At 65.5% G+C, this 25,152-nt stretch carries 23 protein-coding genes; 10 read left to right on the top strand and 13 right to left on the bottom strand.

Going from position 1 to position 25,152, the window contains the following annotated elements:
- Positions 1–22: 22 nt before the first annotated feature.
- Positions 23–823, top strand: coding sequence for a DODA-type extradiol aromatic ring-opening family dioxygenase (locus tag AC1RT8_RS10425; protein ID WP_493075539.1), 801 nt, complete (start codon positions 23–25; stop codon positions 821–823).
- Positions 824–855: 32 nt separating this feature from the next.
- On the opposite strand, the gene AC1RT8_RS10430 is transcribed toward AC1RT8_RS10425, so the two are convergent.
- From AC1RT8_RS10430 to AC1RT8_RS10450, 5 genes are all read right to left on the bottom strand, one after another.
- Positions 856–1,617 (bottom strand): class II aldolase/adducin family protein, encoded by a 762-nt coding sequence (locus AC1RT8_RS10430; protein ID WP_493075540.1) that lies wholly within the window; start codon positions 1,615–1,617, stop codon positions 856–858.
- A 72-nt stretch (positions 1,618–1,689) separates the two neighbouring features.
- Positions 1,690–2,829, bottom strand: a complete 1,140-nt coding sequence (locus AC1RT8_RS10435; protein ID WP_493075541.1) for a CaiB/BaiF CoA transferase family protein — start codon at positions 2,827–2,829, stop codon at positions 1,690–1,692.
- Complete coding sequence (locus AC1RT8_RS10440) at positions 2,826–3,962, bottom strand: CaiB/BaiF CoA transferase family protein (RefSeq protein ID WP_493075542.1); 1,137 nt, start codon at positions 3,960–3,962, stop codon at positions 2,826–2,828. Before AC1RT8_RS10440 ends, AC1RT8_RS10435 begins: the two co-directional genes overlap by 4 nt.
- Positions 3,963–4,163: 201 nt before the next feature.
- On the bottom strand, positions 4,164–5,348 hold the full coding sequence (locus tag AC1RT8_RS10445) for an acyl-CoA dehydrogenase (protein ID WP_493075543.1): 1,185 nt from the start codon (positions 5,346–5,348) through the stop codon (positions 4,164–4,166).
- Positions 5,349–5,514: 166 nt separating this feature from the next.
- Positions 5,515–6,759 (bottom strand): TetR/AcrR family transcriptional regulator, encoded by a 1,245-nt coding sequence (locus AC1RT8_RS10450; protein WP_493075544.1) that lies wholly within the window; start codon positions 6,757–6,759, stop codon positions 5,515–5,517.
- A gap of 141 nt (positions 6,760–6,900) precedes the next feature.
- Here AC1RT8_RS10450 and AC1RT8_RS10455 point away from each other — a divergent pair, with 141 nt between their 5' ends.
- The 5 genes from AC1RT8_RS10455 to AC1RT8_RS10475 all read left to right on the top strand — a co-directional run bounded on the left by AC1RT8_RS10455 (position 6,901) and on the right by AC1RT8_RS10475 (position 12,037).
- A complete protein-coding gene (locus AC1RT8_RS10455) occupies positions 6,901–8,178 on the top strand; it encodes an acyl-CoA dehydrogenase family protein (RefSeq protein WP_493075545.1) in 1,278 nt (425 codons plus the stop codon).
- Positions 8,178–9,260, top strand: coding sequence for a Zn-dependent alcohol dehydrogenase (locus AC1RT8_RS10460; protein ID WP_493075546.1), 1,083 nt, complete (start codon positions 8,178–8,180; stop codon positions 9,258–9,260). Before AC1RT8_RS10455 ends, AC1RT8_RS10460 begins: the two co-directional genes overlap by 1 nt.
- Positions 9,257–10,330 carry a phosphotransferase family protein gene (locus AC1RT8_RS10465; protein WP_493075547.1) on the top strand — a complete coding sequence of 358 codons (1,074 nt, stop codon included), beginning with the start codon at positions 9,257–9,259 and terminating at the stop codon, positions 10,328–10,330. Before AC1RT8_RS10460 ends, AC1RT8_RS10465 begins: the two co-directional genes overlap by 4 nt.
- A gap of 16 nt (positions 10,331–10,346) precedes the next feature.
- Positions 10,347–11,111 (top strand): SDR family oxidoreductase, encoded by a 765-nt coding sequence (locus AC1RT8_RS10470; protein ID WP_493075548.1) that lies wholly within the window; start codon positions 10,347–10,349, stop codon positions 11,109–11,111.
- A gap of 125 nt (positions 11,112–11,236) precedes the next feature.
- Entirely contained in the window at positions 11,237–12,037 is an 801-nt protein-coding gene (locus tag AC1RT8_RS10475; RefSeq protein ID WP_493075549.1) for an SDR family NAD(P)-dependent oxidoreductase, read from the top strand.
- Positions 12,038–12,422: 385 nt separating this feature from the next.
- Here the strand turns inward: AC1RT8_RS10475 and AC1RT8_RS10480 are convergent, their stop codons facing one another.
- Entirely contained in the window at positions 12,423–12,836 is a 414-nt protein-coding gene (locus AC1RT8_RS10480) for a helix-turn-helix domain-containing protein (RefSeq protein ID WP_493075550.1), read from the bottom strand.
- A 69-nt stretch (positions 12,837–12,905) separates the two neighbouring features.
- On the opposite strand from AC1RT8_RS10480, the gene AC1RT8_RS10485 reads away from it, so the two are divergent.
- Both AC1RT8_RS10485 and AC1RT8_RS10490 read left to right on the top strand, forming a co-directional pair.
- Positions 12,906–13,163 carry a helix-turn-helix domain-containing protein gene (locus AC1RT8_RS10485; RefSeq protein WP_493075551.1) on the top strand — a complete coding sequence of 86 codons (258 nt, stop codon included), beginning with the start codon at positions 12,906–12,908 and terminating at the stop codon, positions 13,161–13,163.
- 250 nt (positions 13,164–13,413) lie between these two features.
- Positions 13,414–13,716, top strand: a complete 303-nt coding sequence (locus AC1RT8_RS10490) for a hypothetical protein (RefSeq protein ID WP_493075552.1) — start codon at positions 13,414–13,416, stop codon at positions 13,714–13,716.
- Positions 13,717–13,725: 9 nt separating this feature from the next.
- On the opposite strand, the gene AC1RT8_RS10495 is transcribed toward AC1RT8_RS10490, so the two are convergent.
- Genes AC1RT8_RS10495 through AC1RT8_RS10520 form a run of 6 tightly spaced genes read right to left on the bottom strand, consistent with a single transcriptional unit; the run spans position 13,726 to position 21,598 of the window.
- Entirely contained in the window at positions 13,726–14,616 is an 891-nt protein-coding gene (locus tag AC1RT8_RS10495) for an acyl-CoA thioesterase (RefSeq protein WP_493075553.1), read from the bottom strand.
- The gene (locus tag AC1RT8_RS10500) at positions 14,616–15,743 is read right to left on the bottom strand and encodes an acyl-CoA dehydrogenase family protein (RefSeq protein WP_493075554.1); all 1,128 of its coding nucleotides are present in this window, start codon (positions 15,741–15,743) and stop codon (positions 14,616–14,618) included. Before AC1RT8_RS10500 ends, AC1RT8_RS10495 begins: the two co-directional genes overlap by 1 nt.
- Before the next feature lie 46 nt (positions 15,744–15,789).
- The gene (locus AC1RT8_RS10505; RefSeq protein WP_493075555.1) at positions 15,790–16,977 is read right to left on the bottom strand and encodes an acyl-CoA dehydrogenase family protein; all 1,188 of its coding nucleotides are present in this window, start codon (positions 16,975–16,977) and stop codon (positions 15,790–15,792) included.
- Entirely contained in the window at positions 16,974–18,293 is a 1,320-nt protein-coding gene (locus tag AC1RT8_RS10510; RefSeq protein ID WP_493075556.1) for an amidase family protein, read from the bottom strand. Before AC1RT8_RS10510 ends, AC1RT8_RS10505 begins: the two co-directional genes overlap by 4 nt.
- Positions 18,290–20,320 carry a 3-hydroxyacyl-CoA dehydrogenase NAD-binding domain-containing protein gene (locus tag AC1RT8_RS10515; RefSeq protein ID WP_493075557.1) on the bottom strand — a complete coding sequence of 677 codons (2,031 nt, stop codon included), beginning with the start codon at positions 20,318–20,320 and terminating at the stop codon, positions 18,290–18,292. Before AC1RT8_RS10515 ends, AC1RT8_RS10510 begins: the two co-directional genes overlap by 4 nt.
- Positions 20,321–20,377: 57 nt before the next feature.
- Positions 20,378–21,598, bottom strand: a complete 1,221-nt coding sequence (locus AC1RT8_RS10520; protein WP_493075558.1) for a serine hydrolase domain-containing protein — start codon at positions 21,596–21,598, stop codon at positions 20,378–20,380.
- A gap of 202 nt (positions 21,599–21,800) precedes the next feature.
- Between AC1RT8_RS10520 and AC1RT8_RS10525 the strand changes: the two genes are divergently transcribed.
- Complete coding sequence (locus tag AC1RT8_RS10525) at positions 21,801–23,507, top strand: class I adenylate-forming enzyme family protein (RefSeq protein WP_493075592.1); 1,707 nt, start codon at positions 21,801–21,803, stop codon at positions 23,505–23,507.
- A 10-nt stretch (positions 23,508–23,517) separates the two neighbouring features.
- On the opposite strand, the gene AC1RT8_RS10530 is transcribed toward AC1RT8_RS10525, so the two are convergent.
- On the bottom strand, positions 23,518–23,982 hold the full coding sequence (locus AC1RT8_RS10530) for a YcxB family protein (protein ID WP_493075559.1): 465 nt from the start codon (positions 23,980–23,982) through the stop codon (positions 23,518–23,520).
- 198 nt (positions 23,983–24,180) lie between these two features.
- Here AC1RT8_RS10530 and AC1RT8_RS10535 point away from each other — a divergent pair, with 198 nt between their 5' ends.
- Positions 24,181–25,002, top strand: coding sequence for a class I SAM-dependent methyltransferase (locus AC1RT8_RS10535; protein ID WP_493075560.1), 822 nt, complete (start codon positions 24,181–24,183; stop codon positions 25,000–25,002).
- Positions 25,003–25,152 lie beyond the last annotated feature (150 nt).

A 25,152-nucleotide genomic window follows, 5' to 3' on the forward strand; every position in this document is an offset into this window, starting at 1 on the left:
GGGCGGCGCCGATATCAGCCCCATGACACTTCCCACGCTCTTCGTGCCGCACGGCGGCGGCCCCTGCTTCTTCATGGATCCGGCCGGTGGCCCGCCCGATCCGATGTGGCGGCCCATGCAGGCCTATCTCGCCGGCCTGATCGAGTCCCTACCCGAACGGCCTGAGGCGATCCTGATCATCTCGGGCCATTGGGAGGAGAGCGAGGTGACGGTCCATGCCGGCAACGGTCAGCCGCTGCTCTATGATTATTACGGCTTTCCCGAGCACACCTATCGTCTCCGCTGGGATGCCCCAGGCGCGCCCGACGTCGCGCGCCGAGTCGAGGCATTGCTCGAGAATGCCGGCTTCCCGGTGCGCGAAGAGACGGCACGAGGCTGGGATCACGGCGTGTTCGTCCCCATGAAGGTAGCGGTGCCCGGCGCCGACGTTCCGCTCGTCCAGATGTCGCTGCGCAACGATCTCGATCCCGCTGCTCATATCGCCATTGGCCGCGCTCTCGCGCCGTTGCGCGACGAGGGCGTGCTGATCGTCGGATCGGGCATGAGCTTCCACAACCTCCGCGCCCGCGGGCCGCAGGTCGCGCCGATCGCCGACGAATGGGATGCCGCACTGACCGATGCCGTGACCGATCCCGATCCCGCGGCGCGTGCCGATCGTGTGGCGCGGTGGGAGGGCCTGCCGCACGCAAGGTTCGCGCATCCCGAGGCGGAGCATCTGCTGCCACTGATGGTCGCGCTGGGCGCCGGCGGTGATGGGCCGGCAGTACGCGATTATACCGATCATGTGCTCGGCTGGGCCTTGTCAGGCTACCGCTTCGGCTAAGTGTTCCTCCCCGTGCCGGGGAGGAATGAAATTTAATTCCGCCAGCTCGTGTCGATCTTGTCGACCAGCCGCACCATCGCCTCGAAATCCGCCTTGCCCGGCCCGCCGGGGATCTGCACCTGATGCAGGTCGCGCTGATGCACCGCGACAACCTCGGGCGACACTTCGATCGGCGTGCCCATGCCGGCCGTCGCGACCTGGATCTCGCAGGCGCGCTGCAGCACCCAATGCTTGATGAACGCCTCCGGGAGCGTCCGGCCCATCACCAGGATGCCATGGTTCTTCAGCAGCATCACGCGCTTGTCGCCGAGATGCTCGAGCAGCCGCTCGCCTTCTTCGTCGCGCACGGTGACGCCCTCGAAATCATGATAGGCGATCTGCCCGTAGAAATTGCATGCATAGAAGTTGACCGGCCGCAGCCCGCCCTCGACCGAACTCACCGCCATGCCCGCCGTGGTGTGGGTGTGCATGATGCAGTGCGCATCGGGCAGATGCCGGTGGAACAGCGCATGCTGGACGAAGCCCGCCCGGTTCACCGGATAGGGATTGTCGTCAAGCTTGTTGCCGTCGATGTCGATCTTGACCAGGCTCGAGGCGGTGACCTCGCTGAAATGCAGCCCGTACGGATTGATCAGGAACGCGCCTTCCTCGCCCGGGACCTTCAAGGTGATATGGTTGTAGATCAGCTCGGACCAGCCGAGCATCGCGAACACGCGGTAGCAGGCGGCGAGCTGCTGACGCGCTTCCCATTCGGCTTCGCTCACCTGCGAATTGCGAAGGACTGCGGTGGCCATGGCGCTTTCTCCTATGGGTTCTTCTTTGCAACCAATATCGCATGATGGGCCCGGGCAGGCAACGGCCCGAGGTCAGGCGTCGCCCATCGCCCCGGCCCTGTGCAGCGCCGCGATCTCCTCCCTGGAAAAGCCATACTCGGCCAGGATCAGGAAGGTTTCGGCGGTGTCGGCCATCACCGGCGGCACCGTGCTGCTCATCGAATAGCGGGGGGCTGGCGCCGGCTGGGTGACGCCGCCGGCCACGACGAAGGTGCCGCGGTCGCGGTTGTGCGGGTGCTCGACCGCCTCGTCGAAGCCGAGCACGGGGGCGAAGCAGATGTCATGGCCCGCAAAGGCCGCAACCCATTCGTCACGCGTCCGGCGCTTGAACCGCTGCTTGAGTTCCGCCTTCAGCCCGGGCCACGCCGCGGGGGCGAATTGCGCATCCCACTCGGCGCTGTCCAGGCCCATCGCGTCGCGGAGCGCCTGGTAGAATTGCGGCTCGATCGAGCCGATCGACACCCATTTGCCGTCGGCGGTTTCATAGGTGTCGTAGAAATGCGCACCGCCGTCGAGCAAATTGGTGCCGCGGGCGTTGCCCCAGCGGCCCATCGCGCGGAATCCCCACATCATGCTCATCAACAGGGCTGAACCATCGGTCATCGCGCAGTCGACCACCTGGCCGCGTCCGGTCGCCTGCGCCTGAAGGATTGCGGCGAGCATGCCGAAGGCGAGCATCATGCCGCCGCCGCCGAAATCCCCGACCAGGTTGATCGGCGCCACGGGCTTTCCGCCGGCCTCGCCGAACGCATGGAGCGCGCCCGAAATCGCGATGTAATTGATGTCATGCCCGACATCCGCCGCCATCGGCCCGGTCTGCCCCCACCCGGTCATGCGGCCGTAGACGAGCTTGGGATTGTCGGCGAGCAGGGTCTCCGGCCCGAGCCCGAGCCGCTCCATCACCCCGGGCCGGAAACCCTCGATCAGCCCGTCGCTGCTCTCCACCAGCCGCCGCACGACCTGCACCGCCTCCGGTTTCTTGAGGTCGAGCGTGATCAGCCGCCGCGACCGGAGCAGCGGGTCCTTCGCGGAAACCGAAATGCCGCCGCCTTCGTCGGGCCGGCCGATGCGGATCACCTCAGCGCCGTGGTCCGCCAGCATCATGCCGCAGAACGGCCCCGGGCCGATGCCGGCAATCTCGATGATGCGAAGACCGGCAAGGGGTGCGCTCATGCGGGGTCATCCTGTCCTAGCATCGGTGCGGCGCGGTCAAGCGCCAGTTGCGATTCCGAGAAGCGGATCGGCGTGCGCAGGCCGGGCAGGGCAATGCCGTCCCGGTCGAGCGTCAGTGCCATGCCGCGATGGATCACCTGAGGATCGGCAAAGGCCTGCGCGACGCTGTTGATCGGACCGGCTGGCACGCCCACCGCCTCCAATGTCGCGAGCAGCGTATCGCGCTCGTACCGCGACGTCGCTTCCCGGATCGCCGCGAACAGCGGCTCGCGATGCTCAAGCCGCCCGGCATTGGCGGCGAAGCGGGGATCGGTCTTGAGCGCATCCAGCCCCAGCGCATCGCAGAACCGCACGAACTGTCCGTCATTGCCCACCGCGAGGATGAACCAGCCGTCGCTTGTCGGGAAAACCGCATAGGGCGAGACGTTGAGATGCGCATTGCCGAGCCGGGGCGGTGTCGCGCCGCTGACGAAGAAGTTCATCGCCTGATTGGCCAGCACGCCGACCATCGTGTCGAGCAATGCCATGTCGATCTGCTGCCCGCGCCCGGTCTTCTCACGCTGGGCGAGCGCCGCCTGGATCGCGATCACCGAATAGAGCCCGGTCATGATGTCGGCGAACGCCACGCCCACCTTTTGCGGCGCCCCGTCCGGCTCGCCGGTCAGGTCCATGATCCCGCTCATGCCCTGGATGATGAAGTCGTAGCCGGCGCGGCTCGCATAAGGCCCGTCCTGGCCGAAGCCAGTGATCGAGCAATAGACCAGCCGTGGATTGATCGCGCTCAGGCTGGCATAATCGAGCCCGTATTTGGCGAGCCCGCCGACCTTGAAATTCTCGATCAGCACGTCGGCCTCGGCAGCCATTCGCCGCACCTCGGCCTGGCCCTCGGCGGTGCGGAAATCGAGCACCACCGATTTCTTCCCGCGATTGGTCGCATGGAAATAGCCCGCGTCGCGGCTGCCGTCCGGATTCTCGATGAACGGCGGCCCCCAGCTGCGGGTGTCGTCGCCCTCCGGACTCTCGACCTTGATCACCTCGGCGCCGAGATCGGCCAGCGTCTGCCCCGCCCATGGTCCCGCGAGGATGCGGGCAAGTTCGATGACCTTCAGGCCGGCGAGAGGAGGCCCGCTCACCCTCTCACCCTTCACCTTCCCCGGCGAAGGCCGGGGTCCAGTTGGGAAGGCGGAGGTAACGAAGCACGGCACCTGCCAACTCAAGATGCTCCAACTGGGCCAGCGCCGGGTTGAACATGCCCCGCATGTTCAAGGATCGTCCGGGGGACGATCCGACCCGGCACTCCTTCGCCGGGGAAGAAGAGGGGGAAGCGCCCAGGCTCAAAACGCAGCGATTCCCGTGATCGCCCGCCCGAGGATCAGCGCATGAACGTCATGCGCGCCCTCATAGGTGTTGACCGTCTCCAGGTTCATCAGATGCCGCATCACCTGATATTCGCCGGAGATGCCGTTGCCGCCATGCATGTCGCGGCTCATCCGTGCGATATCGAGCGCCTTGCCGACATTGTTGCGCTTCACGATCGAGATCATCTCGGGCGCGAACCTGCCGGCGTCCATCAGCCGCCCGACCCGCAGGCTCGCCTGCAGCCCAAGCGCGATCTCGGTCTGCATGTCCGCCAGCTTCTTCTGATAAAGCTGGTTCGCCGCCAGCGGCTTGCCGAACTGTGCCCGGTCAAGCCCATATTGCCGCGCCGCATGGAAGCAGAATTCCGCCGCCCCCATCGATCCCCAGCTGATCCCGTAGCGCGCACGGTTGAGGCAGCCGAACGGCCCCTTCAGCCCCTGCACGTCGGGCAGCAACGCGTCCTCGCCGACCTCGACATCGTCCATCATCACCATGCCGGTGATGGAGGCGCGCAGGCTCAGCTTGCCCTCGATCTTGGGTGTGCTCAGGCCCTTCATGCCCTTTTCCAGCACGAAGCCGCGAATGCCGCCGCCATGCTCGTCGGATTTGGCCCAGATCACGAAGACGTCAGCGATCGGCGCGTTGGAGATCCAGGTCTTGGAGCCGGAGAGGCGATAGCCATCGGCGGTCTTCACCGCACGGGTCTTCATGCCGCCAGGATCGGATCCGGCGTCGGGCTCGGTCAGCCCGAAACAGCCGATCCATTCCCCGGTCGCCAGCCTGGGCAGATATTTCCGCTTCTGCTCCTCGGACCCGTATGCATAGATCGGATACATCACGAGGCTCGACTGGACGCTCATCATCGATCGGTAGCCCGAATCGACTCGCTCCACCTCGCGCGCGACCAGGCCGTACGCCACGTAGGACGCGCCGACGCCGCCATATTCCTCCGGTACGGTCGGTCCGAGCAGGCCGAGTTCGCCCATCTCGCGGAAGATCGACTCGTCGGTCGTCTCGTTGGCGAAGGCGTCGATGATGCGCGGGGCGAGTCTGTCCTGGGCATAGGCCCGCGCCGTGTCGCGGATCATCCGCTCGTCATCTTCGAGCTGATCGTCGAGAAAGAAAGGGTCTGCCCAGTCGAATGCGCCCATGCCGGCCATTGGTAACTCCTGCTGCGCATCGTTGGCGCGATTTCATTTTTACCGTTCGTGTCGAGTAGAGACCGAGCTTGTCGAGGGCTCGTATCGAGACACATGTGTCCCTCGATATGCCATCTCGGCAGGCTCGATGGCTACTCGGGACGAACGGCGGTGGCGGCGGGGCGGCTCACAAGTCAAGCACCCGATCGTCGAACAGCCCGAAAGCGAGCGTCGAGGCGTAGAAGGCGACGGCCTTCTCGCGCGGCATGGTGCTTGCCCATTTGCGCATGTCGAAGGCGGCGTTCTGCAGTGCCATCAGCGCCTGCGACGCGACCAGCGCATCGACCGGCCGGATCGATCCTTCCGCGATCCCGTCCATCATCGTCCCGGCATAGCGCCGCGCGATCCGGTTGGAGCGCTCGACCATCGCGCGCCGCACCGTGCGCGGCAGGCCCGACAGCGCCGTGGTGCGCAAGAGCGGCCCGCGCTCGGAAAATTGCACGTCGAGCAGGGTCGCGATCGTGCCCGTCAGCCGTTCCCAATGGCTCCCGCCGCGCTCGTCGGCGAGCTGCTGCGCATCCGCGATCGTGTCGAAGCTGCGCTTGTAGCAGGCGATGACCAGATCGTCCTTGGCATCGAGATGATGATAGAAGCTGCCCTTGGTGACGTTCAGCTCGGACGCGATCTTCTGCACCGAGGCGCCACGATAGCCGAGCTCGTTGATCAGCCGGGTCGCCGCGAGCAGAAAAGCTTCGCGCCCGGGCTCGGGCTCCTCATGCTCCAGATTGATCAGCGTTGGCGCCCAATTCTGCTTCGGCCCGGCGATGCCATGTTCGAACACGTCCATCAGCCGATCCTCGATCCGGCCGAACTGGTCGAGCTCGTACCGGACCAGCCAGAGTGGCAGCCAGAAGGTATTCTCCAGCAGCACATGCGCCCGGGCGCCGTGCAGGTCGGTTTCGGCGCGGTTGGCGGTCGGGCCCCACAAGGCGCGAGTCTTGCGGAACACCTCGCGCCAGCTCGCGAGCAACCGGCTCTTCACCGGCTCCTCCATCGCGCGCAGGTCGGACAGCACGGCAAAGGCCTGTTCCTCGCCGCGCTCGATGCGGGCGAAGCGCTCCATGTTGAGCGCCAGATAATGCGCGACTCGCGCCTGCGGCGTCGGTTTTTGCTGCGATTCGTCGAGCATCGCCTGAAGCCGGTCGAGCGTATGCTCGAAACAGGCGGCGGCCAGATCCTCCTTGCGCTTGAAATAATAGGTGACGCTGGTGGTATTCAGCCCCACGCGCCGCGCCACATCGGCGAAGGTCATGCCCTTCGCGCTCTGTTCGTTGATCGCTTCGGCGGCGGCGGCGAGAATCGCATCCCGCTTGGCGCGGAAGCGCTTCGTGCCTGCCTCCTCCTCCCCCTGGACGTCTTCGGCAGCTTGCATGACCGAAACTGTAACATCTTCTTTTCGAAGAGACAGTGTTTTTTCTGTGCGCCCGTTCGACCGCGATTTCGGCCGCAAAGACGCTTTACCGAAAACGCGGTACGGTCTAACGCCCATGGAAAGAGCGATGGAGGATGTGCCATGGATTTCACGCTGAGCGAGCGCGAGACCTATTTTCGGGACCGCGTGAAGACCTTCATCGACCAGAACATCCGGCCCCGTCAGGACGAGTATCACCGCCAGGAGCATGAGGGCGAGCGCTGGAAGGTGATTCCCGTCATCGAGGACATGAAGGTCAAGGCGCGCGAGGCGGGCCTGTGGAATTTCTTCATGCCGCCGCATTCGGGCCAGGCCCATGTCGACGACAGTTTCGAATTCGAGGGCACGCAGCTCACCAATCTCGAATATGCGCTCTGCGCCGAGGAGATGGGCAAGGTCGGCTGGGCGTCGGAATGCTTCAACTGCTCCGCGCCGGACACCGGCAATATGGAGGTGTTCCATCGCTATGGCACGCGCGAGCAGAAGGAGCGGTGGCTCAAACCGTTGATGAATGGCAAGATCCGCTCAGCCTTTCTGATGACCGAGCCGGCGGTCGCCTCGTCCGACGCGACCAACATCCAGACCTCGATGGTCCGCGACGGCGACGAATATGTGATCAACGGCACGAAATGGTGGTCCTCGGGCGTTGGCGATCCGCGCTGCAAGGTCGCGATCGTCATGGGCAAGACCAATCCGGAAAGCTCGCGCCACAGCCAGCAGAGCCAGATCCTGGTCCCGCTCGACGCCCCCGGCGTGACGATCAAGCGCATGCTTTCGGTTTACGGGTATGATCACGCGCCCCATGGGCACGGCGAGGTCGAGCTCAAGGATGTGCGCGTTCCGGTCGAGAATCTGCTGCTCGGCGAGGGCCGCGGATTCGAGATCGCGCAGGGCCGGCTCGGGCCGGGGCGCATCCATCATTGCATGCGCACGATCGGCGTCGCCGAGGTCGCGATCGAGGCGATGGCGAAGCGCCTGCTCAGCCGCGTCGCCTTCGGCAAGCGCATCGCCGATCACTCGATCTGGGAGCAGCGCATCGCCAAGGCGCGCATCGATATCGAGATGACCCGGCTGCTCTGCCTCAAGGCGGCCGACATGATGGACAAGGCCGGCAACAAATCCGCCCAGCTCGAGATCGCGATGATCAAGGTCGCGGCGCCCACCATGGCGCTGCAGATCCTCGACGACGCGATCCAGGCGCATGGCGGCGGCGGCGTCAGCCAGGATTTCGGGCTCGCCCATGCCTGGGCCGCGATGCGCACCCTGCGCTTCGCCGACGGGCCTGACGAAGTCCACAACCGCGCCATCGCCCGCAATGAGTTCGGGAAATATGCCGATCTGCCCGAAGCGGTCGCAGCGAAAGAGGCGGTGCGCCGCTGATGAAAGCCGCCGTCCTGTTCGAGCCGAAGACGCCGCTGCGCATCGAGGAGATCACCGTCTCCAACCCCGGTCCGCGCGAGGTGCTGATCCGCACCGTCGCGGTCGGGGTGTGCCGGTCGGACCTGCATTTTGTCGACGGCGCCTATCCGCACGCGCTGCCGGCCATCCCCGGCCATGAGGCCGCCGGCGTGGTCGAGGCGGTCGGCGGCGAGGTCTCGACCGTGAAGGTCGGCGACCATGTCGTGACCTGCCTGTCGGTATTCTGCGGCCACTGCGAATTCTGCGTGACCGGCCATATGTCGCTGTGCGTCGATCCGGGCGTGCGCCGCGCCAAGGGCGCCCCACCGCGCCTGATGATGGGCGATCAGCCGATCGCGCAGATGCTCAACCTGTCGGCCTATGCCGAACAGATGCTGGTGCACGAGCACGCCTGTGTCGCGATCGACCGCGACATGCCGCTCGACCGCGCCGCGCTGATCGGTTGCGCGGTGACGACCGGGGCGGGCGCTGTGTTCAACACCACCGACGTGACCCCGGGTGAGACGGTGTGCATCGTCGGTTGCGGTGGCATCGGCCTTGCCGCGGTCAACGCCGCGAAGATCGCCGGCGCGGGCAAGATCATCGCGCTCGATCCCGTGCCGGAAAAGCGCGCGCTGGCCGAGAAGCTCGGTGCGACCCATTCGATCGACGCGCTGGCCGATACGGCGGCGGACCAGGTGGTCGAGATCAGCAAGGGCGGCGTCCACCACGCGATCGAGGCGGTCGGCCGTCCCCAATCGGCCGCGACAGCGGTCAAGGTGCTGCGCCGGGGCGGCACGGCGACGATCCTCGGCATGATGCCGCTTGGCGAGAAGGTCGGGCTGTCGGCGATGGACCTGCTCGCGGGCAAGAAGCTGCAAGGCGGGCTGATGGGCTCGAACCGCTTCCCGGTCGATATCCCGCGCCTCGTGGATTTCTACATGCGCGGGCAGCTCGATCTCGACTCGATCATTGCTGATCGCATGCCGCTGGAAAGGATCAACGACGCGTTCGACGAATTGCGGAAGGGCGATTCGACGCGGTCGGTGATCACCTTCGCATGACGGCGCGCGAGGACGCCAACATCACCATGGTCGGGACCATCCCGGTTCCCGATGACGATATGATCGATCCGCGCGCGGTCGAGCGCTGGATGACCGGCCACACGCCGGGCTTTGTCGGCCCGGTCGCCCTGTCGAAGTTCAAGGGCGGCCAGTCCAACCCGACCTATCGCGTCGACACGTCAAACAAGAGCTATGTCCTGCGCCGCCAGCCCTTCGGCAGACTGCTTCCCTCGGCGCATGCGGTAGATCGCGAATACCGGCTGATTGCCGGGCTGCATCCGACTGGCTTCCCGGTGCCCGCGCCCTTCGGCCTGTGCCAGGATCCCGACATCATCGGCTCGATGTTCTACATCATGGAACTGGTCGAGGGCCGCAACCTGTGGGATGGCGCGCTGCCCGGCATGGCGCCTGATGCGCGGCGCGACATCTACAATGCGATGGTCGACACCCTCGCCGCGCTCCACAACACCGACTATGTCGCGGCCGGCCTCGGCGAGTACGGCAAGCCAGGCAATTATTTCGAACGCCAGGTCGCCCGCTGGACCAAGCAGTACCGCGCGTCAGAGACCGAGCATATGCCCGATGTCGAGGCGCTGATCGAGTGGTTGCCGCGCACCTTGCCGGAGCAGACGCGGACCTCGATCGTGCATGGCGACTACCGTATCGACAACATGATCTTCGCCGGCGACGAGGCCCGCGTGACCGCCGTGCTCGACTGGGAGCTGTCGACCCTCGGCGATCCGCTTGCCGACTTCTCCTATTTCCTGATGAACTGGGTCACCCAGCCCGAGGGCCGCTCCGGTGTGATGGGGCTTGCCGGGCCGGAGACTGGCATCCCGACGATCGAGGACATGGTCGCGCGCTATTGCAAGGCGACGAAGCGCGACGGCGTGCCGCAGCTCGACTGGTATTTCGCCTACAACCTCTTCCGGCTGACCGGCATCGTCCAGGGCATCAAGAAACGCATCGTCGACGGTACCGCCTCCAGCGCCCAGGCGGCGAAGACCGCTGAGCGCGTGCCGGGGTTGGCGTCGGCGGCATGGGGATTCGCGAAGCGGGCAGGGGCCTGACGAGAAGGGGACGAGGATGAGCCAGTTCGATCTGACCGGAAAGGTCGCCATCATCACCGGCTCCTCCAAAGGGATCGGCAAGGCCAGCGCCTTCGAGCTGGCCGAACATGGCGCGAAAATCGTCATCTCCAGCCGCAAGCAGGATGCCTGCGACGCGGTCGCCGCCGAGATCAATGCGCGCTATGGCGAGGGCACTGCCATCGCGGTCGCCGCCAACATCTCGGACAAGGCTGGCCTGCAGAACCTGGTCGACGAAACCCGCCGCGCTTTCGGCCAGGTCGACGTCCTTGTCTGCAACGCCGCGTCCAACCCCTATTACGGCCCGCAGCAAGGGATCGCGGACGATCAGTTCCGCAAGATCCTCGACAACAACATCGTCTCAAACCACTGGCTGATCTCGATGGTCGCGCCCGAGATGCGCGCGCGCAAATCGGGATCGATTGTCATCATCTCCTCGATCGGGGGGCTGCGCGGGTCGCCGGTGATCGGCGCCTATTGCATCTCCAAGGCGGCCGACATGCAGCTCGCCCGCAACCTCGCGGTCGAATATGGCCCGGACAATGTCCGCGTGAACTGCATCGCGCCCGGCCTGATCAAGACCGACTTCGCTCGAGCCTTGTGGGAGGACGAGAAACTGGCCGAACGCCGCAACGCGACGACACCGCTGCGCCGCATCGGCAACCCCGAGGAGATTGCCGGCGGCGTGGTGTTCCTGGCCTCCACCGCGAGCGCCTTCATGACCGGCCAGACGATCGTGATCGACGGCGGTGTGACAATCTAGACCACCCGTCACCCCGGACTTGTTCCGGGGGTCCACGGTGCCGCGAGTGCGCGGCTTGAGTTTTGAATGCCGGGCCAGCCGCCCGGCGGATGCCCGAACAAGTCCGGCATGACGGAGAAAGACAGATGGCAAGGTTCACCGGCAAATCGATCATCGTCACCGGCGCCGGCTCGGGCATCGGCCGTGCCGCTTCGCTCCTCTTCGCCGGCGAAGGCGGGCAGGTGATCGCCGCGGACAAGTCCGACGCGGTGTTCGAAACCGCCGACCTGATCGACAAGGCCGGCGGCACCGGCCACGCCATCCAGATCGATGCCGGCACCGAGGAGGATGTCATCCGCGCCGTCTCGGTCGCCTGCGAATATTATGGCGGGCTCGACGTGATGTTCGCCAATGCCGGCATCTCGGGTGGCATGGCCAATATCTTCGACACCGATGTCGCGCTGATCACCGAGGTGCTGCGCGTCAACCTGATCGGCCCCTATCTCGCGATCAAGCACGCTGCCCCCAGAATCGCCGAGCGTGGTGGTGGTGCGATCGTGCTCACCGCCAGCGTCGCCGGCATCCGCTCGGGCGCCGGCAGCCCGGCCTATTCAGCCTCCAAGGCCGGCGTGATCAATCTGGCGATGGTGTCGGCCCAGCAACTTTCGGGGTCGAACGTGCGGGTCAACGCGATCTGCCCCGGTCTCACCGAGACCGGCATGACCAAGCCCACTTTCGACTATGCCCGTGAGGCTGGGAAGATGGACCGGGTCGGCCGCCTCAACCCGCTGCGCCGCGGCGCCCAGCCTGAGGAATTGGCAAAGGTCGCCGCCTTCCTCGCCTCGGACGACGCGAGTTACGTCAACGGCCAGGCGATTGCGGTCGATGGCGGCCTGTCGTCGAGCCATCCGGTGATCCGCCAGGAATATGGCAAGACCGCCGTCTAGGACGATCGACCTTCAGCGAGGGGGGCGTCGATTCAACCTGACAGCGACTCATGGCAGCGTGGGATCGGACGACGCTCTCGCTGGGCGCCGCCCCGCTCTTTCTCAGCTTGAAGATGCAGGACGATCGGCGCCGGCTTTTTTCCGGCAGAACAGCCAGCATGCTGGCTGATAGCTGGCTGTTATTCGATAACAGCCAGCATGGCCGCAAACGCTTGAAATATGGCCGTAAATCCCGGTTCAAAATCCAACATAACAGCCAGCAAAAAAATTATCAGCCAGGAACAGCCAGCACGGGGGTCTTTTTACTGCCCTTTTTGCCGGGCGCCTCTCATGCCGCGAACAGCCGGCAGTTGAGTGTCGATTTGCCCTGGCAGCGCCTGGCTGCTCAATTGTCGCCTTCGCCCCTGAAATCCCGGCGCGGGGCGTGGAGCGTGCGCGACGGGCGCTCCACCGGCGCATGCTCCATGTCCATCTTCCCGGTGAGACTCGCCACCATCGTCACGATCGCGTCCCGTTCCCGAACGTCGAGCTTCGCGAACATATCGATCAGCCGGCGTTCCTCATCCCCCTGGCTTCCATCCTCGCGCCGGCCGGTGAGGATATAGCCGATATCGACGCCGTGCCCGGCCAGCCGGTAGAGATATTCGACGGTCGGGGCGGTCTTACCGGTTTCATAGGCGACCTGACTATTCTTCTTCACGCCCCCCAGCGCGGCGAATTCCTGCTGGTTCGCGCCAACAAGAATCCGCATCTCGCGCAGCCGGTCGCCGAACCTGCGAAGTTGTTCGTCGCCGGTCATGATGCCTTGCAAGGTACGTAATTCCGGTATAAGTACGAAATATCGTTCCATAATTCACGGTGCGACGTGATGTTGTTTGCTGGAATGCACAAGGAGGACGTCAAGGCGGCGTTGCGCAAGAAGTTCGGCTCCGTCGCCGCGTTCGAGCGGGCGCATGCGCTCGCCGCCCAATCCGTTTCCGAGATCCTCAGGGGGCGGCAGAGCAAACGGACGAGCGACGCTGTCGAGCGGGTGCTGCGCGAGCAGGCGGAGGCGACCGAATCCATAACTTCGGTTGATACCGGCGTACCGCCCGCATTTCATCGTCTAAATGCCGGGAACCGTTAGGCATGGCGACGCTCTGCGCGAACAATCCCATGGACGAATGCCATCATGGGCGATATGCGCCCCGGCGCCCGACGTGCAGGGGATGGCTCCTGGCCGGAACCATCGGGTGGCTCCGTAAGTACATGCCCTGCATCGACGTCGCGGCCGATGCGCCGGTACGGAGATGCAACCAACGGTGCCGCACAGATTTTGCACCGTTCTGCGTTTCATGTCCCGTTCATCGCCCAAATGCAGAGATTTGCCAGCTATGATGACAGTGTACGCCAACGACCTCGACCACGGCCCGCTCAGCGACCCGGAGCGCACTGCGCTGCGCGCGCTTCATCGCGGCTGGCGCTTCGGCGTTGACGCGCAGAGCGAACAGAGCCTCGAACGGCGCGGGCTGCTGACGGTCGGCAACTGGCAGGTCGGCGTGCTCATGTTCCACGAAATGCCCTTCCTGACCGATCACGGCGCGCGGATCGCCGCCCGGCTGGTCGAGGAGCAGGACTCGGCATCGGGCCGTCGCCAGTTGCCGCCGGGTTTCTCGGTCATCCAGGGCGGCCTGGCCTGATCCCCTGAATTATTCGCGCAGCCGCATCAGCCCTTCCTGCGCGACGCTTGCCACCAGCCGCCCGTCGCGGCTGTAGATGCGACCGCGATTGAAGCCGCGGGCATGGCCGGCCCAGGGGCTGTCGCAGGAATAGAGCAGCCAGTCGTCGGCGCGGAATTCCTCATGCAGCCACAGCGCGTGGTCGAGGCTGGCGGTCTGGAGATTGTGAGTCATCCAGTTGATGCCATGCGCCAGCAGCGAGGTGCCGAGCAGCGACATGTCCGACGCATAGGCCAGGATCGCGCGGTGCATCGCGGCGTCGTCGCCGATCGGCGCGACCAGCCGGAACCAGCTGTCCTGTTTCGGCTCCTGCTTGACCGGGTTGAACCAGCTGCGCGGATGTACCGGCCGAATCTCGATCGGCCGCGACCGCAGCATGTGCCGCCGGAACTTCTCCGGGATCTCGTCGATCATCTCGCGGCGCAACTCGACGTCGGATTTCAGTTCGTCCGGCCCCGGCACGTCGGGCATCTTGTCCTGGTGATGCAACCCTTTCTCGGGCAGCTGGAAGCTCGCCGCCATGTTGAGGATCGGCTGGCCCTGCTGCATCGCGATCACCCGCCGTGTCGCAAAGCTGCGCCCCTCGAAATCGCGCACTACGCGAAAGATGATCGGGAAATCCTCGTTGCCCGGGCGCATGAAATAGGCGTGAAGCGAATGGGCGATCTTGGGCGCATCGGTCGATCGTTGCGCCGCCTGCAGCGCCTGCGCGATCACCTGCCCGCCGAACACGCGGCCAATGCCGCCCGGCTGGCGCTTGCCGCGATAGAGATCGGTATCGATCTCCTCGATTTCGAGCAGGTCGACCAGCCCCTGCGCGAGCGTTTCGGGCGGCATGTCGGGCGGGGTGTTGAGGTCCATCAGTAGCCCGCCGCCCGCGCGAGCTTGTCGGCATGGAAGTTCGCATCGCCGAACATCTCGGCCAGGACGCGCGCGCGCTTCATGTAGAAGCCGATGTCATATTCGTCGGTCATGCCGATGCCTCCATGCATCTGCACGCCTTCCTGCACGCTGAGCGTGGTGGCAAGTGCGGTCATCGCCTTCGCGACTGACACGGCTGCATCCGCCGCCCCGTCACCCGCATCGAGCAGTTGCTGCGCCTTGAGCACGGCAGCGCGCGCAACCTCCATCTCGGAATAGAGATGCGCCGCGCGGTGCTGCAGCGCCTGAAAGCTGCCGATCGTCACGCCGAACTGCTTGCGCTCCTTGAGGTAGGAGACGGTCATGTCCATCGCACCGCCGCCCACGCCGAGCAGCTCCGCCGACGCGCCGGTACGCCCCGCCGCGAGCAGCCGCGCCAGCGGATCGCGACCCGCATCGACCTCGCCGATCACCGCGTCGGCCGTCAGCTCGACTCCGTCGAATTCAAGCCGCGCGGCGATGCTCGAATCCGCCAGCCGCTCGGCCTCGGCGGTCAGCCCAGCCGCGTCCTTCTCGACGGCGAACAGGGTAATGCCGTGGGCGTCGTCCGCCGAACCGGCGGTGCGTGCGGCGACGATGATCAGGTCGGCGACATGGCCATGCGTGACGAACTGCTTCCTGCCCGACAGCCTGAAGCCGTTGCCCGATCGCTCCGCCTTCAGCGCGACGCTGTCGCGGTGTTTGGCGCTCTCGTCGATCGCCAGGGCGGCCACGGTCTCGCCGGCCAGGATGCCCGGATACCAGCGCCCGGCCTGAGCGCTGCCCTTCAACGCCTCGACCGCCGCGACGGCGGTGGAGAGGAAGGGCGAGGGGGAGAGATTGCGGCCGATCTCCTCAAGCACGATTCCGGCATCGACATGACCGAGCCCGAGCCCGCCATCCTCCTCGCCGATCAGGATGCCGGTGAAGCCCATCTCGGCAAAGCTCTTCCACAAGTCGCGCGAGAAACCGGCCGCGTCCTTGTCATCGCGCAGCTTTCGCATGTGCGACACCGGCGCATGCTCCGCCACGAAATCGCGCGCCGTGTCGCGGAGCATCGTCTGTTCGTCGTTCAGATAGAGAGGCATTTCATTTCCTTCTCCTCTCCCGCGAAAGCGGGAAAGGCTAATCCGGTCAGTTGCTCGGCAGATCCAGGATCCGCTTCGCGATGATGTTGAGCTGGACCTCGCTGGTCCCGCCCTCGATCGAATTCGCCTTGGTCCGCAGCCACGCCCGCGCGCCGGCGCCGCCCGACGACCGTTCGCTTTCCCATTCGAGCGCGTCCGATCCGCCCGCCGCCATCATCAGCTCGTGCCGGCTCTTGTTCAGCTCGGTGCCGTAATATTTCATCATGCTCGGCTGGGCCGGATGCGTACGGCCCGCCTTCAGCTCGTCGATGAACCGCTCCGACATCATCCCAAACGCCTTTGACCGAACCTCGAACAGCGCGATGCTCGCACGCAGCAGGGGGTCGGCGAGCCGGCCGTCATGATCCAGCCCGACCGTCGCGATCGCGCCGTCGACCAGCGGATTGCCGCCCACCGCGCCGAGCCCCATGCCGGAAATCATCTCGCGCTCATGCCCGAGCAGGTATTTCGCGACGTCCCAGCCCTTGTTCTCGTCGTGCACGCGCTGCGATTTGGGCACTTTCACATTGTCGAAGAAAGTCTCGCAGAAGGGCGAATAGCCGGAGATCAGCAGGATCGGCTTAGTCGACACGCCTTCGCTCGCCATGTCGAACAGAACAAAGCTGATGCCGCCCTGCTTGGTCGTCTTGTCGGTGCGGACAAGGCAGAAGATCCAGTCGGCCTTGTCGGCATAGGACGTCCACACCTTCTGGCCGTTGACCAGATAGTGGTCGCCCTTGTCCTCCGCCGAGGTCGCGAGCGCGGCAAGGTCGGACCCGGCATTGGGTTCCGAATAGCCCTGGCACCAGCGGATTTCGCCACGTGCGATCTTGGGCAGATAATCGAGCTTCTGCTCCTCGGTGCCGTATTTCAGCAGCGCCGGGCCGAGCATCGAGATGCCGAAGCTGTTGAGCGGATTGCGCGCGCGGATGCGACCCATCTCCTCGCGGAGGATCTTGGTCTCGGCCGGGTTCAGCCCGCCGCCACCATAAGCCTTGGGCCAGTCCGGCACGGTCCAGCCGCGCGCACCCATCCGGTCCATCCAGGCCTTTTGCGCCGGCGTCAGCATGCTCTGATCGCGGCCGCCCCATACGGCATCCTTCTCGGAGCGCATCGGCTCGCGCATCTCGGCCGGGCAATTCTCCTCCAGCCAGGCACGCGTCTCGGCGCGGAAGGTTTCGAGATCGGTCATCATGAGCTCCAGACTAGATCGTGCGCGATGCGGGCGACGGCGATGGCATTGTGGTCGCGGTTGAGGCCGGCGATCACCTGCATGCCGATGGGCAGGCCGCTTTCGGTCCGGCCGATCGGCACCGAGGTCGAGGGCAGGCCGGGATAGGTGGCGAGGCCCGGCCAGGCGAATTGCTGGGCGAACGGGGTCTGCTCGCCATCGATGGTCAATTGCCGGTGCCGCAGGTCGGTATCGTCATGCTCGAACGCCGCGCTGCCCAGCGCCGGCGCGAAAACCACGTCGAACTCCTCGAACAGCCTGGTCCAGGCGCGGGTGTTGCGGGCCTGGTCGTCGAGCATGTCGAACCACTGGATCAGCGTTGCCGGGGTGCCGCCCTGGGGTGCGGCGCCGCGCGCCATGGCGACGGCGAGCATGCGCATATAATCGCCCTGCTGCTTCGCCAGGTCCGGCAGGAGATCGGTCGAGCGCGATACCTTGGCGCCGGCGGCTTCAAGCTTCGTCGTCGCCTGCCCGATCGCGGCAACGATCGCCGGTTCCGCCTTGGCCAATGGATGCTCGGTCAGCAGCAGGATGCGCAGGCCCTCGGGGCCGATCAGCGTGGTCCGCGGCTGCGGCACATCGGCAACGAGGTCGAACGCCAGCGCCAGATCGGCGCCGTCACGCGCCATCGGCCCGATCACTGACAGGACGACGCGCGCGCCGTCAGTCCCGGGAAAGAAATGCCCCTCGGTCGGGAGGATACCGAAGGTCGGCTTGTGTCCCCAGACGCCGCAAAAATGCGCCGGCACCCGGATCGACCCGCCGATATCGGAGCCATATTCGAGCGGCACCATCCCGCTCGCCAGCGCCGCCGCCGATCCGCCGGAGGAACCGCCCGGGACTCGGCCATGGTCGTACGGATTGTTGGTGCGGCCATAGATCGGATTGACCGATTGCAGATCGGCCAGGCTGACCGGCACATTGGTCTTGCCCAGGAACACCGCGCCCGCCGCCTTCAACCGCTTGACCGCCACCGCATCCTTCTGCGCGATATGCCCGCGATGCGCCTCGAAGCCCCAGGTTGTCGGCAGGCCGGCGATGTCGTAGCTTTCCTTGATCGTCATCGGCACGCCGAGCAGCGGGGCTGTGTCGCCCGCTGCCCGGCGGCGATCCATCTCCGCCGCTTGCTGCCGCGCCCGATCGAAATCGCGCACGACAACGGCGTTGATCGGCCCGTCGCGCGCCTCGATGCGGGCGATCGCCGCCTCGCATTCGAGGAGCGCGGTCGTCTCGCCGGAGCGGATCGCCGCGGCGGTTTCGAGGGCCGAGCGTTCGCTCAATTGAACCGCCCGCCGGTCTCCGCCTTTTCCTTCAGCAGCGGCGCGACCGTGAAGCCATGCTTCTCCAGCCCGGCGACGATCTTCTTCAGGCCCTCGGTATCGGCCCAGAACATCGGGCCGCCGCGATAGACCGGCCAGCCATAGCCATAGATCCACACCACATCGATGTCCGACGCGCGCTGCGCCATCTTCTCCTCGAGGATCAGCGCGCCCTCGTTGACCATGGTGTAGAGCGTCTTCTCGATGATCTCCTCGTCGCTGATCTCGCGCTTGGCGAGGTTCGACTTGGACCGGAACTCCTCGATGATCTCGGCGACCCGCGGCGACGGGGTCGGGTTCCGCTTCTCGTCATAATCGTAGAAGCCCTTGCCGGTCTTCTGGCCCCAGCGGCCCTCGGCGGCGAGCGCGTCGCGGATATTCTCGATCCGGGTCGGGTCGCGGTGCCAGCCGATATCGACGCCGGCGAGATCGCTCATCTGGAACGGCCCCATCGGCATGCCGAATTCGACATGCACCCGGTCGATCTGCTCGGGCGTCGCGCCTTCCATCAGCAGCTTGTTGGCCTCGACCTGGCGCGGCATCAGCATGCGGTTGCCGATAAAGCCGTGGCAGACGCCGGCGACCACCGCGACCTTCTTGATCGTCTTGGCCAGCGCCATCACCGTCGCGAGCACGTCCGGCGCGGTCTTCGCGCCACGCACCACTTCGAGCAGCTTCATCACATTGGCGGGCGAGAAGAAGTGCATGCCGAGCACGTCCTCGGGCCGCGAGGTGCTCGCCGCGATCTCGTCCACATTGAGATAGGAGGTGTTGGAAGCGAGGATCGCACCCGGCTTGGCGATCGTATCGAGCTTGCCGAAGATCTCCTTTTTCACGTCCATATTCTCATAGACGGCCTCGATGATCAGGTCGCAGTCCTTGAGCGCCTCGAAATCGAGCGTCGGGTTGAGCGCGCCCATCGCGGCCTCGACCTGCTCGGGCTTCATCCGGCCCTTGGCCGCGCTCGCCTCGTAATTTTTGCGGATCGTGCCGGTGCCGCGATCGAGCGCTTCCTGCGCCATCTCGACGATCGTCACCGGAATGCCGGCCGAGAGGAAATTCATCGAGATGCCGCCGCCCATGGTGCCGGCACCGATCACGCCGACGCGCTTGATCGGGCGGAGCGCGATATCGGCGGGAACGCCATCGATCTTCGCCGCCTGGCGCTCGGCGAAGAAGATGTGACGCTGCGCGGCTGACTGAACGCCCATGATCAGCTTCATGAATTCCTGTCGCTCGAAGGCGACGCCTTCGGCATAGGTCGATCCGTCCGATGCCTTCTCGACACAGGCGATGTTGGCGGCCGGCGCCTCGAAACCGCGGAAGCGCTTGGCATTCTCCTTCTTGAACGCAGCCACCGCGTCCGGGTCGGGCGTCGCGGTCTTCTGGCTGGCGCGGGGCAGGGGCATCGTGCCGGCGACCGCGCGCGCAAAGGCGATCGCATCCGTCTCAAGGCTGTCCTCGCCGGCGAGCTTGTCGATCAGGCCCGCATCGAGAGCACGCTTGGCCGAGATCGGGTCGCCCTTGGCGGTCATCTCCAGCGCCAGCGGAACCCCGGCGATGCGCGGGATGCGCTGCGTGCCGCCCGCACCGGGGAGCAGCCCGAGCTTCACTTCTGGCGTGCCGATCTTCGCCGAGGGCACGGCGATGCGGTAATGGCAGGCGAGCGTCACCTCGCAGCCGCCGCCCAGCGCGGTGCCGTGGATTGCCGCGACCACCGGCTTGTCCGACGCCTCGATCATGTCGACCAGCGTCGGCAGGCCTGGCTCCTGCATCGGCTTGCCGAACTCGGTGATGTCGGCGCCGGCAAAGAAGGTGCGGCCATCGCACCGGATCACCATCGCCTTGATGCTCGCATCGGCCAGGCCTTCCTTGACGCCTGCCTCGAGCCCCTGGCGGACCGCCGCGCCGAGCGCGTTCACCGGCGGATTGTCCGAGATGATAACCAGCACATCGTCATGGCGTTCGGTACGGATGGGGGAAGTCATGGGTCTCTCCTGCAATCTTGAATAGGGTTCGCCGTCCCGCATGGGATGGCGGAGGGATCAGGTCAAAGCCGAATAGATCATCGTCTTCAGCTCGCGGCGAATGGGGTAGACATTGGACGGGCTCATCTGGGTCATGAACACCATGGTCAGCCGCTCGACGGGGTCGATGAAGAAGGCGGTCGAAAACATCCCGCCCCAATAATATTCACCGACCGAGCCGGGGATCATCGATCGTGCCACATCGACATTGACCGCGAAGCCCAGCCCGAAGCCGGTACCCGCATTGGCTGCCTCGCTGAACAGGGATTTCGACATGCGCGACAGGTCCGAACCGCCAGGTAGATGATTCCGGGTCATCAGGTCGATCGTCTTGCGCCCGACGATCCGCGCACCGTCAAGCTCGCCGCCGTTCAGGCACATGCGGCAGAAACGGTGATAGTCGAGCGAGGTCGACACCAGCCCGCCGCCGCCAGAGGCGAGCCTGGGCTCGCGGCTCCATGCACTTTCCGCGCCGCGGTCGTACATGACGCGGCCCTTGCCGGGCACGAAAGTGTAGCAATCGGTCAGCCGGTCGATCTTGTCGGCGGGCACTGCGAAGAAGGTGTCATCCATCTTCAGCGGCGCGAAGATTCGCGTACAGAAGAACTCGGCGAGCGGCATGCCGGACACGCGCTGCACCACAGCGCCGAGCACATCGGTCGACACCGAATAATTCCACGCCTCGCCGGGCGAGAATTCGAGCGGGATCTGTGCGAGCGCGGCGACGAACTGGTCGAGGTCGAGATTGCCGTGCCAGTTCTCGATCTTGCCCTCGCGGTACGCCGCGTCGACGTTCGACCGGTTCTGGAAACTATAGGTCAGCCCCGAGGTGTGGCGGAGCAGGTCGACCATGCGCATCGGCTCGCTGGTCGGCTTCGTCTGGAACGGCACGCTGCCCCCGCCGCCATTATAGACGCCGAGTCCCTTGAACTCGGGGATGACGTGATGGACCGGCGTGTCCACCGCCACCTTGCCCTCCTCGACGAGCATCATGAAGGCGATCGAGGTGACCGGCTTGGTCATGGAGGCGATGCGGAACAGGGAGGATTCGTCGATCGCCTTCCCGCCCTCCCGCGCGGCGCCCAGATTGGCGAAATGCACGATCTCGCCGTTACGGCCGACGAGCAATTGGGCGTTGGCGAGCTTGCCGGAATCGACATAGCGATCCTGCAGGAAAGCATCGATCCGGGCGAGCCGAGACGCGTCGAAACCGTGCGACTCGGGCTTGGCGATCTTCATGTGCGGCCCATACCCCTCATTCGAAACCTTATCTTTCCTATTGCCTTGAGCGGCGCGCGAATCAACACTAACCTTGGAAAAAATGGCGGATAAGCCAAACCCGACATTCAAGTCCCGCTTGCGCGCGCCGGCGGACGAGACATGGAGAGAATGCGTCTTGGATACCGAACCGCTCATCGCGCTCGATCCGGCCTGGCCGAAAATGACTCTGCCCGAAGTGCAGGCCGCGCTCACCGGCCCCGGCGGGCGGTTCGAGATGGAGACGGTGACGATCAACGGGGTGCCGACGCGGACATGGAAGAACGCGCCGCCCTCGCTTGCCTGGCTCGCCCAGGCCTCTCGCGCGCATGGCGAGCGGGTCTTCACCATCTATGAGGACGAGCGCGTCACTTATGACGCGAACTTCCGTGCGGTCGCGACCCTGGCGGGCAAGCTGCAGGACATGGGCATCGCCAAGGGCGATCGGGTCGGGCTCGCCATGCGCAACCTGCCCGAATGGCCGGTGATCTTCTTCGCCGTGGTGAGCATCGGCGCGATCGTCGTGCCGCTCAACGCGTGGTGGACGGCGGGCGAGCTCGAATATGGCATCGACGATTCGGGCGCGCGGCTTCTGTTCGTCGATGACGAGCGATATCAGCGCCTCAGCGCGCATGGCGCCGCGCTGCCGGCGCTCGAGCGGATGATCGTCTCCCGTGCCTCGACCGCGCTCGACGATCGCGCGTCGCGGCTTGAGGATCTGATCGGCACGCCGGGCGATTATGCCACGCTGCCGGACGCTGCGCTGCCCCAGGTCGAGATCGCGCCCGACGACGAAGCGACGATCTTCTACACCAGCGGCACCACCGGGCATCCCAAGGGAGCGCTCGGCACCCACCGCAACATGACCAGCAACATCATGTCGGGCGGTTACAACGCCGCGCGCTCGCTGCTCCGCCGCGGCGAAGAGATTCCGGCGCCCATGCCCCGTGTGACGCTCACGGTCATCCCGCTGTTCCACGTCACCGCCTGCAGCGCCGGCATGATGGGGTGCATCGCGGTCGGCAGCTCGCTCATCTTCATGCGCAAATGGGACACGGTCCGCGCGATGGAGATCATCGAGCGCGAGAAGGTCAACATCACCGGCGGCGTGCCGACCATCGCCTGGCAACTGCTCGAACATCCGGACCGCAGCAAATATGATCTCTCCTCGCTTGAGGCGATCGCCTATGGCGGCGCGCCCTCCGCGCCCGAGCTGGTCAAGCGCATCCACACCGAATTCGGCGCGCTGCCCGGCAACGGCTGGGGCATGACCGAGACCATGGCGACGGTGACCGGCCATTCGAGCGAGGATTATCTCAACCGCCCGACCAGCGCCGGCCCGCCGGTGCCGGTCGCCGACCTCAGGATCATGGACGAGGCGGGTGTCAATGAGCTGCCCGTCGGCGAGGTCGGCGAACTCTGGGCGCGCGGGCCGATGATCGTGAAGGGCTATTGGAACAAGCCCGAAGCGACGGCGGCGACCTTCATCGACGGATGGGTGCGAACCGGCGATCTCGCCCGCGTCGACGAGGAAGGCTTCGTCTATATCGTCGACCGGGCGAAGGACATGATCATCCGCGGCGGCGAAAACATCTATTCGAGCGAGGTCGAGAACGTCCTCTACGCCCACCCCGCCGTCACCGACTGCGCGCTGATCGGCATCCCGCACCGGACGCTCGGTGAGGAACCCGCGGCCGTGGTGCACCTCGCGCCCGGCATGGAGGTGAGCGAGGCCGAGCTGCAGGCCTGGGTGCGCGAGCGGCTGGCGATCTTCAAGACGCCGGTCGCGATCCGCTTCGTGCATGAAACGCTGCCGCGGAACGCCAATGGCAAGATCCTGAAAAAGGACCTGAAGGTCCTGTTCGAGGATCGGGTCGGCCAGGCCGCCTGACCTGACCTTGCTAGCGTGCGGCCGCGACACGCTCCTTCGCGGTCGCCACGAAGGTCGCTCGTACGGCCGGCGTATCGAACGCCCGCGGCGGGATGATGAACGCGTTTCCGCTGCTGCCCTGAACGACCACATAGCCCCGTTCTTCGGTGACCGACCGGATATTCTTCCACGAAATCCGGCCGCTCTTGCCCCCGACCACCGTCGTGACGCCGGACGTGCCGATGGTGATGGTCCTGACCTGCGGCTTGAAGCGGAACTGCGGGTAGAGCGTCAGCAGGACGACCGGAACCGCGCCGATCGCCAATGGGCCGGCCAGCGTCGAAAGGGACGGCGGCGCGGCATGGGACAGGAACAGATACGTCACGCATGCGACGATCACGAAGATCCGCAGGTGCGATTTCCACAGCCGTTGGCGCCATGCTCGCCAATACCAGATCCAGATCTCCCCGCGGTGGGAGGCATATTCGATCGTCACGGTGCGGATTCCTCAGGAGCTGAGGCGGGCTTGAAGCATTTCATGCGGGGTGTTTCAACCGAGTCCGCGGGAAGGGAGTATGTGTAATATTCCAGCAATACTCTAACGTTTGCCCGACCCTCCGGCAGCACGCTATGGTCCGTGCCGACACGCCAGAAGTCAGTCGCGAGGCCATGATCTCGCCTAGGGAGAGTCATCATGCGCATGCCGTTCATCGCCCTTTCGTTCGCCTGCCTGTCCTTGGCAGGCGCCGCCGTCTCCATGCCGCTGCTCCAGGCCGAGCCGATGCTGGCCGCAGCCGTCGAATCCTCGGCCCGCACCCCCGCCAATGTCGCGCGCGACCCGTATCGCCATCCCGCCGAGACGTTGGCCTTTTTCGGCGTGAAGCCGACCGATTCGGTGGTCGAGATCTGGCCGGGCGGCGGCTGGTATACCGAGATCCTCGCGCCCTATCTCGCGACGGACGGCAAGCTGACCGTCGTGTCGCCGCCGGGGCGCCCTTCGGAAGGCATCAGCGCCAAGCTCGACAAGGATGCCGCGACCTATGGCAAGGTCGCCCGCGCCAATTTCCCGAGCGCGCTGGGCGGCACCGGCGTCGCGCCGGGCAGTGTCGACAAGGTGCTGACCTTCCGCAACGTCCATAACTGGCGGATGGGTTACCTGCGCCCCGACAAGACGGACTACAGCGCCGCCGCCTTCCAGGAGATCTATGCGATGCTCAAGCCGGGCGGCGTGCTCGGCATCGAGGATCACCGCCTGCCCGAAAGCGCCGACAGCGCGCGCGAGCGGAGCAGCGGCTATATCAAGGTCTCGACCATCCGGAAGCTCGCCGAGGACGCCGGCTTCCAGTTCGCCGGATCGAGCGAGGTCAACGCGAACGCGAAGGACACGCACGACTGGCCCGACGGCGTTTGGACTCTCCCGCCCACCTATCAGCTCGGCGACAAGGACCGCGCGAAATATGCCGCGATCGGCGAGAGCGACCGGATGACGCTGAAGTTCGTCAAGCCGGCGAAGTAAGGTAGATCGACACCTTCTTCCTCTCCAGTGGGAGAGGATACGGAGCCTTATGAGCGGAGCGAATTAGGCGAAGTTGGTGAGCGACTGTCTTGGCAGTCAAGCGCTGGCCCATGGTTTTTGGTCCCGGATGATGGCGTTGAGGACGGTGAG

Source organism: Sphingomonas sp. GW821-FHT10F11, assembly GCF_058809095.1.

Coding starts and splice junctions, on each gene's coding strand:
- AC1RT8_RS10450 (WP_493075544.1), bottom strand. CDS start 6,759: ATGCAAGCTGCCGAAGACGTCCAGGGGGAGGAGGAGGCAGGCACGAAG.
- AC1RT8_RS10425 (WP_493075539.1), top strand. CDS start 23: ATGACACTTCCCACGCTCTTCGTGCCGCACGGCGGCGGCCCCTGCTTC.
- AC1RT8_RS10500 (WP_493075554.1), bottom strand. CDS start 15,743: ATGCCTCTCTATCTGAACGACGAACAGACGATGCTCCGCGACACGGCG.
- AC1RT8_RS10430 (WP_493075540.1), bottom strand. CDS start 1,617: ATGGCCACCGCAGTCCTTCGCAATTCGCAGGTGAGCGAAGCCGAATGG.
- AC1RT8_RS10495 (WP_493075553.1), bottom strand. CDS start 14,616: ATGGACCTCAACACCCCGCCCGACATGCCGCCCGAAACGCTCGCGCAG.
- AC1RT8_RS10520 (WP_493075558.1), bottom strand. CDS start 21,598: ATGAAGATCGCCAAGCCCGAGTCGCACGGTTTCGACGCGTCTCGGCTC.
- AC1RT8_RS10455 (WP_493075545.1), top strand. CDS start 6,901: ATGGATTTCACGCTGAGCGAGCGCGAGACCTATTTTCGGGACCGCGTG.
- AC1RT8_RS10505 (WP_493075555.1), bottom strand. CDS start 16,977: ATGATGACCGATCTCGAAACCTTCCGCGCCGAGACGCGTGCCTGGCTG.
- AC1RT8_RS10460 (WP_493075546.1), top strand. CDS start 8,178: ATGAAAGCCGCCGTCCTGTTCGAGCCGAAGACGCCGCTGCGCATCGAG.
- AC1RT8_RS10490 (WP_493075552.1), top strand. CDS start 13,414: ATGACAGTGTACGCCAACGACCTCGACCACGGCCCGCTCAGCGACCCG.
- AC1RT8_RS10535 (WP_493075560.1), top strand. CDS start 24,181: ATGCGCATGCCGTTCATCGCCCTTTCGTTCGCCTGCCTGTCCTTGGCA.
- AC1RT8_RS10470 (WP_493075548.1), top strand. CDS start 10,347: ATGAGCCAGTTCGATCTGACCGGAAAGGTCGCCATCATCACCGGCTCC.
- AC1RT8_RS10525 (WP_493075592.1), top strand. CDS start 21,801: ATGACTCTGCCCGAAGTGCAGGCCGCGCTCACCGGCCCCGGCGGGCGG.
- AC1RT8_RS10485 (WP_493075551.1), top strand. CDS start 12,906: ATGTTGTTTGCTGGAATGCACAAGGAGGACGTCAAGGCGGCGTTGCGC.
- AC1RT8_RS10435 (WP_493075541.1), bottom strand. CDS start 2,829: ATGAGCGCACCCCTTGCCGGTCTTCGCATCATCGAGATTGCCGGCATC.
- AC1RT8_RS10445 (WP_493075543.1), bottom strand. CDS start 5,348: ATGGCCGGCATGGGCGCATTCGACTGGGCAGACCCTTTCTTTCTCGAC.
- AC1RT8_RS10515 (WP_493075557.1), bottom strand. CDS start 20,320: ATGACTTCCCCCATCCGTACCGAACGCCATGACGATGTGCTGGTTATC.
- AC1RT8_RS10465 (WP_493075547.1), top strand. CDS start 9,257: ATGACGGCGCGCGAGGACGCCAACATCACCATGGTCGGGACCATCCCG.
- AC1RT8_RS10480 (WP_493075550.1), bottom strand. CDS start 12,836: ATGACCGGCGACGAACAACTTCGCAGGTTCGGCGACCGGCTGCGCGAG.
- AC1RT8_RS10475 (WP_493075549.1), top strand. CDS start 11,237: ATGGCAAGGTTCACCGGCAAATCGATCATCGTCACCGGCGCCGGCTCG.